At 44.5% G+C, this 15,508-nt stretch carries 15 protein-coding genes; 5 read left to right on the top strand and 10 right to left on the bottom strand.

Annotated features, from left to right (window positions below; translation table 11 throughout):
- The coding region (locus J7K41_02045; GenBank protein ID MCD6549472.1) for a hypothetical protein at positions 1-960 on the bottom strand (960 nt) is incomplete at its 3' end.
- A gap of 51 nt (positions 961-1,011) precedes the next feature.
- On the opposite strand from J7K41_02045, the gene J7K41_02040 reads away from it, so the two are divergent.
- Positions 1,012-2,745, top strand: a complete 1,734-nt coding sequence (locus J7K41_02040) for an ATP-dependent DNA ligase (GenBank protein ID MCD6549471.1) — start codon at positions 1,012-1,014, stop codon at positions 2,743-2,745.
- Positions 2,746-2,764: 19 nt separating this feature from the next.
- Here the strand turns inward: J7K41_02040 and J7K41_02035 are convergent, their stop codons facing one another.
- On the bottom strand, positions 2,765-4,294 hold the full coding sequence (locus J7K41_02035; GenBank protein ID MCD6549470.1) for a radical SAM protein: 1,530 nt from the start codon (positions 4,292-4,294) through the stop codon (positions 2,765-2,767).
- A gap of 19 nt (positions 4,295-4,313) precedes the next feature.
- The gene (gene pcn, locus J7K41_02030; GenBank protein ID MCD6549469.1) at positions 4,314-5,057 is read right to left on the bottom strand and encodes a proliferating cell nuclear antigen (pcna); all 744 of its coding nucleotides are present in this window, start codon (positions 5,055-5,057) and stop codon (positions 4,314-4,316) included.
- A gap of 270 nt (positions 5,058-5,327) precedes the next feature.
- On the opposite strand from pcn, the gene lonB reads away from it, so the two are divergent.
- The gene (gene lonB / locus J7K41_02025; protein MCD6549468.1) at positions 5,328-7,409 is read left to right on the top strand and encodes an ATP-dependent protease LonB; all 2,082 of its coding nucleotides are present in this window, start codon (positions 5,328-5,330) and stop codon (positions 7,407-7,409) included.
- A 36-nt stretch (positions 7,410-7,445) separates the two neighbouring features.
- On the opposite strand, the gene J7K41_02020 is transcribed toward lonB, so the two are convergent.
- Positions 7,446-8,684, bottom strand: coding sequence for a DUF373 family protein (locus J7K41_02020; protein ID MCD6549467.1), 1,239 nt, complete (start codon positions 8,682-8,684; stop codon positions 7,446-7,448).
- A 72-nt stretch (positions 8,685-8,756) separates the two neighbouring features.
- Between J7K41_02020 and J7K41_02015 the strand changes: the two genes are divergently transcribed.
- From J7K41_02015 to J7K41_02005, 3 genes are read left to right on the top strand one after another with little or no spacing between them, the layout of a single operon-like run.
- On the top strand, positions 8,757-9,344 hold the full coding sequence (locus J7K41_02015) for an exosome complex RNA-binding protein Csl4 (protein ID MCD6549466.1): 588 nt from the start codon (positions 8,757-8,759) through the stop codon (positions 9,342-9,344).
- Positions 9,345-9,355: 11 nt separating this feature from the next.
- Positions 9,356-9,616, top strand: coding sequence for a hypothetical protein (locus J7K41_02010; GenBank protein MCD6549465.1), 261 nt, complete (start codon positions 9,356-9,358; stop codon positions 9,614-9,616).
- A 3-nt stretch (positions 9,617-9,619) separates the two neighbouring features.
- Positions 9,620-10,582 carry a hypothetical protein gene (locus J7K41_02005; GenBank protein ID MCD6549464.1) on the top strand — a complete coding sequence of 321 codons (963 nt, stop codon included), beginning with the start codon at positions 9,620-9,622 and terminating at the stop codon, positions 10,580-10,582.
- 25 nt (positions 10,583-10,607) lie between these two features.
- On the opposite strand, the gene J7K41_02000 is transcribed toward J7K41_02005, so the two are convergent.
- The 6 genes from J7K41_02000 to J7K41_01975 form a co-directional block, all read right to left on the bottom strand.
- Complete coding sequence (locus J7K41_02000; GenBank protein MCD6549463.1) at positions 10,608-11,348, bottom strand: PD-(D/E)XK nuclease family protein; 741 nt, start codon at positions 11,346-11,348, stop codon at positions 10,608-10,610.
- Between the two features lie 480 nt (positions 11,349-11,828).
- The gene (locus tag J7K41_01995) at positions 11,829-12,689 is read right to left on the bottom strand and encodes a pyruvate synthase subunit beta (protein MCD6549462.1); all 861 of its coding nucleotides are present in this window, start codon (positions 12,687-12,689) and stop codon (positions 11,829-11,831) included.
- A 27-nt stretch (positions 12,690-12,716) separates the two neighbouring features.
- Complete coding sequence (porA, locus tag J7K41_01990; protein MCD6549461.1) at positions 12,717-13,868, bottom strand: pyruvate ferredoxin oxidoreductase; 1,152 nt, start codon at positions 13,866-13,868, stop codon at positions 12,717-12,719.
- 16 nt (positions 13,869-13,884) lie between these two features.
- A complete protein-coding gene (locus J7K41_01985; GenBank protein ID MCD6549460.1) occupies positions 13,885-14,124 on the bottom strand; it encodes a 4Fe-4S binding protein in 240 nt (79 codons plus the stop codon).
- Between the two features lie 62 nt (positions 14,125-14,186).
- A complete protein-coding gene (locus J7K41_01980; GenBank protein ID MCD6549459.1) occupies positions 14,187-14,735 on the bottom strand; it encodes a pyruvate ferredoxin oxidoreductase subunit gamma in 549 nt (182 codons plus the stop codon).
- Positions 14,736-14,846: 111 nt separating this feature from the next.
- A complete protein-coding gene (locus J7K41_01975; GenBank protein MCD6549458.1) occupies positions 14,847-15,137 on the bottom strand; it encodes a DNA-binding protein in 291 nt (96 codons plus the stop codon).
- Positions 15,138-15,508: the final 371 nt, after the last annotated feature.

Here is a 15,508-nt window from a genome sequence, read left to right as displayed (position 1 = left end):
TCTCCATCTATATTCTACAAATTCACGTATAACCTTCGCCTTCTCACCGAACATGTAGGAGGTGAGCGAACCTGTACCGCCGCGTTTCAGGTCCCATATTTTAAAGGCGTGGGGATCGATTTGTTCCGGATGGAGCACAAAGAACCTGTAAGCCGTCTTGTACCCTTCAGTGTACGCAAACCCGTGCTTCCGCACAGGTCCGTGTTCCAGTTCGAACATGCCCTTGCGTGCCATTCTCACAGCTGCATTCAACAACACATCGCTTTCCCGATGTATATGGAACAACCGTTTACGGATGTTCGTACCTGTATACACCAGATATATTTGTTCATGTCTTTCTTTGACGGGTACCTCTTTAGAGAAATTTAAAGAAGAGTAGAGGTCAAAGAACCTCCTGACCACGTACCTGGCGACCGTTTCGTTATCCAGGTGTTGAGGCTTTCTCTTGCGCATCAAACGGTAATACGATTTTGAATTGATTCGGTCCCTGTTCTCTAACGTCCACACAAACATGTCCGCTAAGACGTTCAAAGTCCCATTGTCAAAGGATCCTTTTCTTCTCAATTCGTCCAGCAACGCGTAGGCACCATTTTCATCAAAAAAGAACAGCATGTATGCAGTAATTCTGTCAGAAGCATCAAGAGAAGGCGAAGAATCGATAAACTCAACAACCTCCGGATACAAAGTTCTGATACGGTCAAGTTTATACCGTACGTATTTATGTACGATATCGTCCGCCTTTTCCGGTTGCTCCCGCACCAACGTTGAGAGACTGAGGGATCTGCTGAGTGCGGTGTCGTACTCCAGAGAATACCATATCCTGAATTCGCTGTCGACTAAAGCAGGGTTTCTTTTTATCCAATCGGTCAACGTGTTTTCCAGCATCTGTTCTTCTGGCTTTTTCTTTTTCGCAAAAGGAATCCGAAACGGAACCATGCACGGTCCGACACGGTCACCCATGAACATATTGGGAAGTAATGATTTAAAAAGAAACCCTTCGTTTTAAAGGATATGAAATTTTCGGAATTAGCGGTCTATTTTGAAAAGATAGAAAGTACTACTTCACGGTTAGAGATGACGCAATATCTGGCAGAACTGTTTTCTAAAACAGATAGAGAAGAGATAGATAAGGTAGTTTACCTGTGTCAGGGTCAACTGGTCCCAAGTTTCAAAGGGATAGACCTGGGTGTTGGGGAAGGTCTACTTATTCGGGCTATTTCTCATGCAACAGGGTACGACACAACAACGGTCGAAAAGGTGTATACAAAGACGGGAGACCTGGGACTGACGGCTGAAGAGTTAGTTAAAAAGAAAAAACAGATCACGTTGTACACAAAGGAACTCACAGTTACTCAGGTGTACGACCGGTTTTATAAGATTGCAACCATCTCAGGTAAAGGAAGCATCGACCTGAAGATCAAATATATGGCAGAACTGTTTACATCTGCCTCACCGTTGGAAGCAAGGTACATCGCCCGATTTCTCACAGGTAGATTAAGGTTAGGTATAGGTGACCCGACGATAATCGATGCTTTATCGACGTACAAAACGGGTTCCAAAGAACTGAGAGAGGTCATCGAAAGGGCATTCAACCTATGCTCAGACCTGGGGCTGGTGGCAAGACTGTTGGTTGAGGACATTAAAAAGATCGAACGGTTCAAACCGACGGTATTCTCGCCGATCAGACCAGCATTAGCGGAACGGTTGCCTTCAGCAGAAGCGATATTCGAACGTTTGGGTGAATGCCTCGTCGACAGTAAATATGACGGAATGAGATGTCAGGTACATAAAAAGGGAGAAAAAATAGAATTGTACTCGAGAAACCTTGAACGCATTACCCATATGTTTCCCGACATCGTTGAAGGTGTCAAAAAGATACCTCAGGAAGAGATTATCTTTGAAGGTGAGATGTTAGCCTATGATGAAAAACACAGAAGATATTATTCTTTTCAGGAAACTATGAGAAGAAAACGTAAATACGAGATCAAGAAGATGGAAGAGGTACTACCCTTGAGGTTGTTTGCTTTTGACTTACTCTACCTTAACGGAACCGATTACACTGTCAAACCGATGAAGGAAAGACGGAAAACCTTAGAGAAGGTCATACCAAAAGATAATGATAGGATAAAGGTTTCGAACTGTATAATTGCCAAATCTGCAAAGGAGATCCAAGATTTCTTTAACGAATGCATCAACCAACACCTGGAAGGTATTATAGCCAAAGACCTGAACGCACCGTACATTGCAGGAGCGCGCAAGTTCGCTTGGATCAAACTCAAGAAATCGTACGGAAAATTGGGTGATACGTTTGACGTTGTAATAATAGGATACTACCACGGGAAAGGTCATCGGGCAAAATACGATTTCGGAGGATTGCTCACGGCGGTTTACAACCCTGAAAGAGATGTTTACGAAACTATTGCAAAGGTCGGTAGCGGATTCAGCGAAGATATGATGAAACAACTCAAAGAGATGCTGGACAAAATAAAGGTCAAACACAAACCTAAAGAAGTTGACTCACGTATCGAGCCGGACTATTGGGTAGAACTCAAATACGTTATCACAGTCAGTGCAGATGAGATCACCCTCTCCCCGGTGCATACCTGCGGGCATACCGATAATCCCGAGGACAAGGGATTCGCACTCCGGTTCCCCCGGATGATACAACTACGTACAGATAAAAATCCTGAAGACGCCACTACAACTAAAGAGATTAAAGAGATGTTTGAATTACAGCGGGGCTGAATAACAGGTTGATGTTTGATTAAGGCTTGGACGCTATCTCAGCGGGCGATCCGGGAACATCCGTTTTGTTACCTCCCTTCCACGGCCTCCTGTATTTCTTCTCGATCATCTCCCTGATACCGAGGCTGTTGTATACGCAGAAGGATACTGTTTTCATATCCGGTGTCATGTAATGGATAGCACAGTGCATCAATCTGTCCGTATCTGTGTTGTACAGGTCTTGGAAATGCATAGTCCCAACGAACAGACTGCGCTCATGGAACTTACCCAATGCATTAATGTCGCCCTTTTGCAGAATGATCTGTTTTATGAGTTCGTACGGAGATATCTCTTTGGGTGCCTTTTCTTTGTCTATCACAGACATCAGGTCTTTTAACAGTGCAAGAAGATGCACCTTCTTAAGCATCGGCGGTGATTCCTTGATCTTCTCAGCATACTCGTCAAGAAGAGCCATAAGTTTATCGATATCGACAAATCGCGTAACCGGTATGTAATTACCTTCACTGTCCTTAAATATGTACGTAGCAGAACCGCACATCGGATGGACAGAAAACGCAACCTCCCGTTTACCCGTGAACGCTTCTACAAAGCGTGTGATAGGCAGTACTGTCGATACAGGGTAGAAGTCCTCTTTACGTATCACACCGTTACTCTGTTTCTCCAGATCTTCCAAAAGGTCGGTTATAGTATATCTTTGATTAGCCCTATCCTCCGGACTCATCCGACCGCAGAAAGAGATCGGCTGAAAGTTGACGCCCCTTATTATATCGACATTTTCAAGTCCGAATTTGACGATATCGTAAACCTCATCATCGTTCAGACCGCGGATCGCAGTAGGAACTAACACTATCCCCAGTTTTGCCGCTCTGCAGTTCTCCAAAATTCTGTCTATGATCAGATGGTTCTTCTTCTCACGATTACTTTTATCCGTCAGACCGTCAAAACTCAGATAAACTATACTCAGTCCCGCATCCTTGAGCTGTTTCGTATACTCTTTGCTTGCGGCTATTTTGTAACCGTTGGTCGCCACCAACACGAAGAAACCCAGTTTCTTAGCCTCGCGTACTATGTCGACAAAATCATCCCTGATCGTCGGTTCGCCACCGGAGAACATCACGGATGGTACTGGTGGGTCGTAATTCGTCCTCAGAGCCTTAAGCATCTCGACAATGGTCTCAAATGAGGGTTCGTAAAGATAACCGCTTGCATCGGCATTGGCAAAACAGTATGAACAATGAAGATTGCATCTGTTGGTAACATCCATAATGGCCAACACAGGAGGTGTTTTATAATAGGGACATGCTTCGCAGAGATGAAAATGGTCAGTTAGTTTGAGGTCGGGCCTAAACTCGTCAACCTCTCTTATATATTTTTCTATCCTGTGGAACTCTCCGGCATCGTACAACCGTTCTATAAACTCACCGTGTTCGGGGCACGTCTTCTTCATGAAGATCTGACCGTTATCTTCGTACAGAACCGCATCAACAACCCTACCGCATTCAGGGCATACACTTTGAGTAGTGTAAACCTCACCGTTAAATTCAGTCATGGTACCACCTTCGCACGTTTTATTCGTACTCCTCCTTACGCGGAGCCAGGAAGTAAACGATCTCGGCATCCTCTATGTTGTATTCCACCTTCAACGGCATATCGGTCTTTATATACAGTGTTAGGCTTTGGTGATCAGGGCATGCCTTGACTATGCTTTCCATGTATTGTAACGAAAAACTGGCACGTGCTTTATTCTTAACTTCGAACTTGGATAAACTGTCACCCGGCATCTCTATCTGCAGATTACCTGTATCGCCCTTGACATCGATTACGAATCCGTTCTTATCAACTACAAAAGTCAGGTATGTGCTTATCAAACCGACGTCTTTCAAAGACTCCTTCAATTCCCCTGCCTCTACAGACACGATCGCCTCTGGTTCGATCGACAACTCTTTTCTGATCAATTCGTGCGTTTCGATAAGAGGTATTTTGAACGTTCTGTGCTTATGGGCACCGAGGAATTCCACGATCAGAGTGGATTCATCGCTACTCATCACAAACTTTTCGCCGGTTTTTGCACGGTTCATGATTTTTGAAAGTTGAGAAAAGTTAACCCCGATGACGGATGGCGATTCAACTGTATACTCGGTAAAAGCGAGCTTCGGTATCTTGAGAGAGATCATAGCAATCTGGGAAGGGTCTATTGCACGGAGGAATAAACCTTCTTCATTGATCTCAACAGGTCCTTCATCGATGATGTTAACAACTGCATCCACAATATTCTTCATATTCTTTGCGTCCTCCATCACCAACCTAAACATACCTTTACACCCCCGAAAAATAAAACATGAAATTGATATCAATTGCGAAACATGGTCAAAAATCGATTTGAATTAGGCCAAATATATTTTTAATATTATCTATTCTGCCGAAACCCCGTCTTCCCATATTCCCTTTTTCTCTTACGTCCTTTGGTTTATAAAATGTTCTCTGAGTTGGCGGAGATAGGTATAACATAGGAAACAAACGCAAAGAATAAGTTTTAAATATCAATGCGGACAAGTATAAACTCTCAGAATTCAGTTCGATATATGGGGATACTGATGACCGATGACAAGATTACGTGGAACTTCAAAACTACTGAGGAGATACCAGTACCGGAGAGATTAATAGATCAGATAATCGGACAGGATAAAGCAGTAGAGATAATAAAACTTGCCGCCAAACAGAGGAGACACGTCCTGATGATCGGTAGCCCGGGCACCGGAAAATCTATGATGGCACAGGCCATGGCAGAACTTATGCCCGCTGAAGAACTGGAAGACGTCCTCGTATATCCCAACCCTCTCGATGAAAACAATCCTAAGGTTAAGGTAGTAAAGACGTATCCATCCAGAGAAGAGATACAAAAAAATCCCTACTGGAGAGCGGTTGTAAACAGGTTTCCCGACCCGACAATGGGGATGGGTAGAAAGATCATGCTTTACGAAAAGCAAAAGGAACCGATATCAAACATACCGCAAACGCAACATAAAAAAACATCGCCACTTTTAACCGTTGGAATCATCGCATTGTTAACAATTATCGCCGTTTACATTACCGACGCGTTATCGTCAGATACGAAATGGTTTATCCTAGGATTCATGTTCATGCTTTCCTTCTTATACTTCCTCTTCTCGTTAACAGAAAATCTTCCGTTACGTATGGGTATGCCGAACAAGTCCAACGCACCGAAACTGATCGTCGATAATTCCGGTAGACGGACCGCGCCGTTCGTCGATGCAACAGGTGCAAAGGCGGGTGCATTGCTCGGAGATGTACGTCATGACCCGTTACAGAGCGGTGGGTTGGGAACACCCGCACATCTCCGTGTGGAAGCAGGAGCCATACATAAAGCTAACCGTGGTGTGCTTTTCATCGATGAGATAACTTCACTAACCAAGCATTTTCAACAGGAATTGTTGACTGCGATGCAGGAGAAGAAGTATCCGATAACCGGACAGAGCGAACTTTCTTCGGGTGCGGTTGTAAAAACAGACCCGGTACCTTGCGATTTCGTTCTGGTGGCAGCAGGAAACCCGCAGGATATACTGACAATGCATCCCGCTTTGAGATCCCGAATAAGGGGTAGCGGATACGAGATATACGTAGAGGACCATCTACCCGACACACCAGAAAACGAGTTAAAACTGGTGAGGTTTGTTGCTCAGGAAGTCAAAAAAGACGGTAAGATACCCCATTTCACTAAAGATGCCGTTAAAGTGGTCATCGAAACGGCGAGAAGATGGAGCAGGCGACGAAACCATTTCTCCTTAAACCTTAGAGAACTCGGCGGTCTGGTCAGAGCCGCCGGTGACCTGGCTGTGAGAGACGGCGCGAAATATGTTGAAGCAGAACACGTCAAACGCGCCCTCAACATGGCGAAAACGTTCGAAGAACAACTGTCTCAAAAGGTCATAGACCTCAGAAAAGAGTACAAGGTGTTTATGAACAGAGGTGAAGAGATAGGCAGGGTCAACGGGTTGGCTGTTGTAGGCAACACATTGTCGGGAATAGTGCTACCTATCGTTGCCGAAGTTACACCGTCATTCTCCAAGAGCGGTGGAAGATTCATCGCTACGGGTAAACTCGGGGAGATCGCAAAAGAAGCGATCGACAACGTATCCGCCATCATCAAAAAGCATGTTAGTAAAGACATCAGTCACAACGACATTCATGTGCAATTCCTCCAGACTTATGAAGGTGTTGAAGGGGACAGTGCTTCCATCGCTGTTGCTGTGGCGGTGATATCTGCCATGGAAAACATACCTGTGGACCAATCCGTCGGTATGACTGGGTCGTTAACGGTGCGCGGGGACGTGCTTCCTGTCGGCGGATTAACGGGTAAGGTAGAGGCATGCATCGAGGCAGGGTTGAAAAAAGTGATTGTTCCGCGCGCAAACCTGTTGGACATTCATATCCCGAAAGAAAGAATTAAGAAAAGCGGGCTTCAGGTTATACCTGTAGATACGATCGTAGATGTCTTAGAGCATGCGTTGGTAGACACACCCAAAAAACGGGCCCTTCTGAAGAGGATGGCTAAAGGGATAAAACCCATCGGCCAGAAAAAGGCGGAGAAAAAGAAGTCGTCAAAAGGCAGAACCAGGTCTGCAGGTAAAAAGAAAAAGAAATGAATTCTTTTTCCGTTTAAGGATATCTTCTAAATTTGTTCAAAGTCGGATTATGACCTTGTCCGAAGCATCGACCACCGCTTCGAGCGGTACCGTTCTTCGCGAGAACGGGCCCTGAACTATGATCCGGTTAGACCTTCTATCAATACCTATAATCTTTCCGATATGGACACCGCTCACATCGATCATCTCTTTATTCTCGAGTTTCATCCTCATGATGCTGTGGACACGTATCCTGTGAAGGGTGGTTATCGCAGCATAACCTACAACTACCGAAACTATAACTATGAGGATAAGGTCTTCAAAGGACACGTACGGTGGTCCGGATAACACTATCCAATCTGCCATAGCGCTTAACACGGTCCATAACAGCACTGTTGCGATTGCGTAGAACCCCATCCTGATTATACCTATCTTATTCTTGTCTTTGTAGTAATCCAACATCTTCCCTGCTATCGCCAGGAGAAGACCCCATGGCAGTAACAGAAACATCCCCTGGATCGCTCTAGCCACGGTCTTAAGAGGGGTGTTCAGAGGGTCGTGCGACGCAGACAATACGCCCTGGTAACCTGTCCAGATCGACACCAATATCAATGTAAGAGAGGTGAGATACAGAAGAAAACTGCTGCTTTCCACCGAAAACTGGAAACTGCTGACCAGACGACCGAGTTTTTCATCGATACCTAGCAATCGTTGAATCAGATAAACAGCTATCACAACGGCGATCGGTTCCCAACCCCAATGCATATAACTGGCAAATGCACTTATCAACAGGAGAATGGCAGGTATCCCAAAGATGATCTTTGCATAGTAGGGATCTCTCAGTTTCTCAAGAAGGACCACGTACGTCTTCTCAAGTTCTTTAGCCTGTTTCATAACCACAACTTTTACCGAAGATATCTTCACCCGCGATTCTATGATGGGAAGAATGACCTCATCGTCAGCACCGTCCGTAACAACCATGCATTCGTCAACAGGATGTTCTGAAAGAACGCGGTCAAGTTGACTGCTTATATTTTTATCCGCAGCATAACCCAACTTCTTGGACCCGGTCAGTGTGACAAGGACTACATCGTACTTCTCGGATAATTCATCGTAAAGTTTGATCGCCTGGAATAGTGCGTTTGCATCGGTGTCCTGTGGGTCCGCCAATGCGAGTTTGATAGCGGCGTTTAGGTTAGCTTCCCTACCTATGATTGGACCTGACATTCTTGCTTTTTCGTAGATATCGTTGTCTCTATCAACTACGATTATCATCAGTTTTTTCCGTCGTTTCACGAAGATAACTGTGATAGCAACATATTTAAACATTTATGGTTTAACATTAAACAACTTCTTATGGTGGTTATCATGGACCTTGTCATACCTGGAGATGTATTGGGCACTGAAGAAGAAGTTCTCCCTGGGAACGGAACCGAGTTAGAAGACGGAGAGGTTGTTTCTACGGTGATAGGGATACCGGTACATAGGAACAGGTCCGTCCATGTTAAGAGCGTTAACCAACCCTCCTTCATCATCAGATATATGAAGGTCATAGGCCGTGTCGAAAGCACTACAGAATCCGCAGCAATCGTTTCATGTTTACCTTTGAACAATCTGAGTAAGAAAAGTAATATCTTAAGGTCCGGAATGAAGTTCATTGCCGGACTTCATATCTCGAAAATTTCCAGGTCGCACATAAAATCTATAAAGGACGGGGTCAGGATAGGAGATATAATCAGGGGGACGGTAATAAACGTTGACCTGAGAAAGAACGTGGTGGACATCTCTACACAGGCACCGGAAGACGGAGTCATAATAGGTTACTGTTCGGTGTGTAGAACGAAACTGAACCTTCTGAAAAGAGGAGTTCTTAAATGTCCGAGGTGCGGTAATGTAGAACACCGTAAGACAAGCGTTCTGTACGGTAGAACCGACCTGTTTATAAAAACGAGATGAGGTGGGAAAGGATGGATATCAAAGTTCTGAAGAAGGAAGACAACTTTTTAGAAGCAGAGGTAGATGCTGACATCGGATTATTGAAACTTATCAAAGATTATCTGTTAGAAAACAGAAGTGTCGAGTTTGCAGCGGTCGTACGAGACCACCCGTTTTACAAACCCCGGCTGATAATAAGGACCAAAGGTAAAACCACACCTGCAGAAGCACTCGATAAGAGTATAGAAAAGATACTATCGATGACAAGCGCCTTTGCGAAACACTTAAAATAAACCTTGCTAAAAACGGGTGAGGATACGGACCTAAAATCCGTTGTAAAAGATAATATTGTGTATGTTGTTTTCTTTGTCCTGTTCCTTTTGTACATACTGACTAAATGCCCGTACTTCGGTCTGTTGGCAGGGTTACTTATCGTGGGTTACTTCATATACGATATAAGTCAGAGCGTTAAAAAGAAAGGTATCAGATCAGAAATCAAAGAGATGGTTACAGCGATAATACTCGCATTGGCGATATGGTTCACATTATGTTTGGTACTGAAAACGTCTTCTCCAATCAATGCGGTAGTATCATGCAGTATGTTACCGAACCTGCAGAGGGGTGACATGGTAATCCTTAAGGGTGACGTAATAAACGTGCCAACCGTATCGATGAAGGAGAACGAGTTGTCGAAAATTGATTCCGAGGCGGTAATAAGATACGGAAACATAACATTCAGGGTGAACGGTTCCCTTTATTATTATTGTATGTGTCATCCGCAGTCATCGATATGTTACGTTTTCAGGAAACAGCCGGGATCGTTCGAAGAGTTTCATGGGCCACTTTTGTTTAAATATACCACCTGTACCAAAAGGTCTATCGATACCGGTTCCACCTTTACAACGATCTGTCTCGATTACATACAATACAACGGTACTAAATACAGAATGAATGCATCCAACGATATCATAGTGTACCAACCGAAACCGACTGATCTGTTTGCCAGGGTTGGAGATATAATCCATAGGGCGTACATAGGGATAAAAACCGAAAACGGGATGTACTACATAACAAAGGGGGATAACAATCCTGTAACCGACCTTCAGATGTCTGACTGTTACGGCACAGGCAATTCGTTGGTCCGTGAGAGCCAGGTTAAAGGAAGGGTTCTTTTCAGGTTGCCGATCATAGGATACGTAAAACTCATACTCTCAGGTATGGTTTCGGAACCTGCCGGGTGCGACAGTGTGTACGAATGACCTACATTCATTCAGAAAACGAATTCTACTTAATCGGTAACACGTTTTGCTGAGTCTCATGTTCTCTGTAAGCGTCACAGATATTTTTATATTCGCAGTATTTACATAACGGCGACACACGTTTTACAAAATTGTCAGTTGCAAGACATCTAAATATCTCCCCACGAACGTTGAGGATACGGGAGATGGCTTCGTTTTTCATGTCATCAGTGATCTCGTACGTATGGATGTCTCCGTCCTGGAGAAACATGACGGCACCGTGGTTGACGATGAGATGAGCGTTTTTCTCCAGGAGTTTAGCGTACAGGGATAGTTCGAACAGATAATCTGATTGGTTGTACTTTTTGTACGACCATTTGTATTCAACTACATATGTAACACTGTTTATCATGTCAACGCGGTCTATTTTACCGGTTACCGCATAATCTTGGTCCCGGACACTGTATTCTCTAAACAACGGATGGGAAAGGGTCCATCTCTCAATAATCCTGAGAAAATTGGATAACAACGGACCGTAATTCTCAGAATCGGGATGAGAAAATAACGTAGCACGCAGTTCTTCAACGGATTCGAACCTCGGTTTTTGGTCGTACACCCAATTCAGAATCTCGTGGACGTTTGAACCGTTGGTGAGTTCAGGACGTTCCTCTCCGGGTTGATGAAGGATGTTACGTAAGTACCATGCATAAGGACATCGTTCAAACTGTTTGACTTGAGATTTACTCAACCATCCCGCCCACAGTACCCGATGGAAACTGTCAGTCATGGATTTGTTTTAGTAGGGAAGGTTTATAAATAGATGGTAGGTGCGTTTCCGGAGAAGACGTTCCAGAGAAGACATACGTCCTCCAAAACTCCCTAACGGTCTCTTGTGAATAAACAATCCCTTGAAACGGAAGGAACTGTCGAACCTACAAATGCTCTATCCGTTTCCACCACCTGCTTTGTGAATGATTCTTTATATAAAACCAATTCGCTGAGTTGAAGATAAGTAAGAAGAAAAGTATAAGAGGGTTTATCATCTTGAAGAACTGGAGAATAAACTGGTAAGGGTATGATTCATAAAAGGATAAATTTTCCGAGATGGGTAAGAGATAGGGAAAGGAGTTGAAATAAAAAGTGAAGTGAGAATGGTTGTTCGGTCGGCGGATGGTTCGGCAGAAAACTCAATTCTCTACATCGATTTAATCGAGATTTATTCGTAATTGTATCCACCATCAACCTTCCATCGGATTTTGAGAAAGATTTAAGGTTCTCTCCCCCATTTTCTGTAGACCATTCTCTGTATTTCTTCGATATCTTCTTTTGTCAGATGCTTAAACCTACCCTGACGTTTAAGATACTCTTCAACAGGTGTAAACTTGGGTTGTATGTTTACCGTTTCCCTACCGTTCTCGAACTCGCGTATCTTATAGAACCCGGTGTCAACAGCGAGTTTTGCGATCTCGACAGTTTCTGACGGATCTATCCTCCAACCGGGCACGCATGGTGAGAGCACATTGATAAACCGGGCACCTTTGATACCTAACGCCTTCCGAACCTTATTCTGGAGGTCAGCAATGTATCCTATGGAAGCACTTGCCGCATACGGTATCCCGTGAGCCTTCGCGATTTCTACAATGTCCACCTTTGGTTCCGGTTTACCTTTAATCTTTGATCCGACTTGTGACGTAGTGGTCCAACTTTTGTAAGGTGTAGAACTACTCCTCTGTATCCCTGTATTCATGTACGCCTCGTTATCGTAACAGATGTACAACACATCTTCGTTCCTCTCCAGCATGCCTGAGAGTATCCCCATCCCTATATCGTAGGTTGCACCGTCACCTGCGATTACCACTACGTGAGTATGGGTGTTGCCGCGCGCGCGGAGCGCGCGGGCAACACCCGTTGCAACAGCAGCCGCATTTTCAAAAGTGACATGGATGTACGGCACCTTCCAGGCACTGTAAGGGTAACAGGAGGTGAATATCTCTGCACATCCGGTTGCATTAACAACGATAGAATCACGTCCTATCTCCCTCATCACCGTCCTTATCGCTATTGCGGCACCGCATCCTGCACACGCAGTATGACCGGAGACGAGGATATCATCTTCACGATTAAACATCATTCCATCTCACCCCTTTCATCCGCATTACCATACGTAATCCCTTATGGGTTTACCGCTCTTTATCACCTCAAACATCTTTGTGATATGTTCCTCTGTGATATCTCTACCTGCCAATCCACCGATGAACGAAGATACGGGAACGGTTATTCCTTTTTCATAGAGAGCGGTCAAAACATCCGTATACAGGGGAGTTTTGGCACCCATCGATAACATCTTTTCGAACACACCTATCGATTTGACGTTCTTCAATATCTCCGCCACTTCTTCGTACGGAAACGGTCTGTACAACTTGACTCTCAAAAGCCCCACCTTCTCCCCCTCTGCTCTCAGTTTATCGACAGTTTCCTTAACGTTACCGCACACCGATGACAGTGCTATGATGACGTAGTCAGCATCGCTGGCATAATAATCTTCGATAACACCGTTATCGTGCTCCCTCCCTATGATAGAGTACCATTCATCGGCATATCCTGGAACCTTCTTTTCTAACGCGAACAGGTCTTCATCCAACTGAACCTTAAACGCCTGGTTATGTTCAGGTTTGGCGTATATTCCCAACGCTACAGGATTTTCCGGGTCGAGTTTGATGTCCGGGTCGTATTCCCCGATGTAATCTTCGATGAGTTTTCGACCAGGTATTACGATCTGTTCAACGGCATGCGTGAGATAAAACCCGTCCATGTTAACCATTACAGGAACTTTGTTCTCTTCAGCGATCTTGTAAGCCAACGGTAAGGTGTCCACCACTTCCTGATTGGTTTCACAGTAGAACTGTATCCAACCTGAATCCCGTTCCACCATCGTATCCTGATGATCGTTCCAGATGCTCAACGGCGAGTTCAAGGACCTGTTCGCCACAACCATAACGACAGGTAACCTCATCGAAGATACCGCAAACAGTACTTCGTGCATCAGAGCCAAACCCTGCGAAGCGGTTGTTGAAAACGTCCTTACTCCCGCTGCACTCGCGCCCGCTAACACGGATATGGCTGCAAACTCAGAATCAACGGCCACGTACGTCTTAATCCTACCGTCGGTATAGGCTTTGTTAAGATGTTCTGCTATATGCGTAGACGGGGTGATCGGGAAACATGCCACTACATCGGGTTGAATGTTCACTACCGTTTCGGCAATGGCAATGCTACCTTCTACGGTTTTTTTACCTTCTACAAACATATCAATCACCACAGGTCTATCTCTGCCCCTCAACTTCAAAACTTATCGCTTTTACAGGGCATACGGATTTACAGATAAGACATCCTTTGCAGTAATCATAATTTATATGCGCGCCGTTTTCATCGATGGTTATCACTCCATCCGGACAATGCAATGCACAAAGTCCGCATTTAATGCATTTGGTACTATCAATAACCGGCCGTTTATCTCTCCATGAGCCAGTTTTGTTGGCCGCCTGCGAACCTGCAGGCGCCATAGGTATCTTTGGAACCTTCGGTCTTCTTTCATCGAACATGTTATCGCCCCTATCCACATTATCTATTGAACAGTATCATAACATTCCTTCAGAGCCGCTACATTTTTCTTTATCAGTTCCTCATCTTCAAACCTCTCCTTTATCGCGTCTTCGAGGTTTTGGAGGTCCACCCAATCGGCGATCTTTGCAAACGCACCTAGCATGGCCGTGTTGACAATGGGTTTACCTAAATGTTTAACAGCGATGGAATACGCGTCTACAGTGTAGACAGTCGCATTATCGCATTTGAGTTCCTTCTTTATCTCATCCTTGGACAGATGCGTATTGATTATGACCACCCCTCTTTCCTTTATCCCGTCACACACATCAACATTATCCAACAACGTCGAATCGAGAACAACTACATAATCCGGGTTGTACACCGCTTTGTGAACACGTATCGGTTTATCATCGATCCTACAAAAGGCTTGGACAGGTGCACCCCTACGTTCTACACCGAACATCGGAAAACTTTGCGAGTACTTGTTTCTCATACCTATAGCAACGGCAAGCAGTTCTGCAGCGGTAACAGCACCCTGTCCCCCTCTTCCGTGGAACCTGACCTCAATCATTCGAACTCCCTCCAAAAGAACATGTTTACAACTTTGAAGAAAGGTTATGTAAACGATAAAATATAAAAATGGTAAGGCTTGACATAAGACGATGGTAACTGTATAATCTGCTTAATCCCTTTCAACGATGAGTTTACCGTTCCGTCCCAAGGAAAGTTGAAGATTGTTACGGAACGTTGATACCCATCCGTCTTTTATCGTGATTTTATCGCCTACTTTAACCTTGTCTATGTCGTCACCCCATAGGGACAACGTTATCTCACCGCTCTCATCCTTCAGCGTTACGTTTGCAACCTTCATCCTTTTACCGAACCTGTTCAAAACCTCTCTCGTCTCACCTTTACTGATCACTACTCCTCTGACAACTGTTACGGTTCCGGGTTTAAGGTCTTTTATATCCATAAAATCACCTACAAAATTGTCATCTTTAGAACGACGTGCTTTATAAATTTGATGTTCTTCACAGGTTGACGATGATGGTCCGAAGATAACAATCAGTAGAGGAATATCCTTTGGCCGAATGCCCCGTGCAGATCCGCATGATATACCAAAAGTATTATAAAGATGTGGTGAAAAAAGATAATTGGTGGTTGAATGAAGGGTGTCAGAACGAAAACCGGACAGCATAAACGGATCGTTAGAACGTCCAGAAACAGGAAAAAAATAAGGGAACCTGTCTTATTGTCAAAGAGGCAAAACAGAGTGGTTGTTATCCCAGAGGTTCTGGTAGATGTTCCTGTAGAAATTCGCAGGTTTATGGATAAACGTAGTCC

It is taken from the genome of Candidatus Micrarchaeota archaeon, from assembly GCA_021163225.1.
Taxonomy (GTDB): Archaea; Micrarchaeota; Micrarchaeia; order Anstonellales; family JAGGXE01; genus JAGGXE01.
This window is presented reverse-complemented; position numbering and strand designations above follow the sequence as displayed.

Bases quoted from the DNA above. Each gene is read 5' to 3' on its own strand.
- J7K41_02040 (MCD6549471.1), top strand. From the start codon at position 1,012: ATGAAATTTTCGGAATTAGCGGTCTATTTTGAAAAGATAGAAAGTACT.
- J7K41_02035 (MCD6549470.1), bottom strand. From the start codon at position 4,294: ATGACTGAATTTAACGGTGAGGTTTACACTACTCAAAGTGTATGCCCT.
- pcn (MCD6549469.1), bottom strand. From the start codon at position 5,057: ATGTTTAGGTTGGTGATGGAGGACGCAAAGAATATGAAGAATATTGTG.
- lonB (MCD6549468.1), top strand. From the start codon at position 5,328: ATGGGGATACTGATGACCGATGACAAGATTACGTGGAACTTCAAAACT.
- J7K41_02015 (MCD6549466.1), top strand. From the start codon at position 8,757: ATGGACCTTGTCATACCTGGAGATGTATTGGGCACTGAAGAAGAAGTT.
- J7K41_02010 (MCD6549465.1), top strand. From the start codon at position 9,356: ATGGATATCAAAGTTCTGAAGAAGGAAGACAACTTTTTAGAAGCAGAG.
- J7K41_02000 (MCD6549463.1), bottom strand. From the start codon at position 11,348: ATGACTGACAGTTTCCATCGGGTACTGTGGGCGGGATGGTTGAGTAAA.
- J7K41_01995 (MCD6549462.1), bottom strand. From the start codon at position 12,689: ATGTTTAATCGTGAAGATGATATCCTCGTCTCCGGTCATACTGCGTGT.
- porA (MCD6549461.1), bottom strand. From the start codon at position 13,868: ATGTTTGTAGAAGGTAAAAAAACCGTAGAAGGTAGCATTGCCATTGCC.
- J7K41_01985 (MCD6549460.1), bottom strand. From the start codon at position 14,124: ATGGCGCCTGCAGGTTCGCAGGCGGCCAACAAAACTGGCTCATGGAGA.
- J7K41_01980 (MCD6549459.1), bottom strand. From the start codon at position 14,735: ATGATTGAGGTCAGGTTCCACGGAAGAGGGGGACAGGGTGCTGTTACC.
- J7K41_01975 (MCD6549458.1), bottom strand. From the start codon at position 15,137: ATGGATATAAAAGACCTTAAACCCGGAACCGTAACAGTTGTCAGAGGA.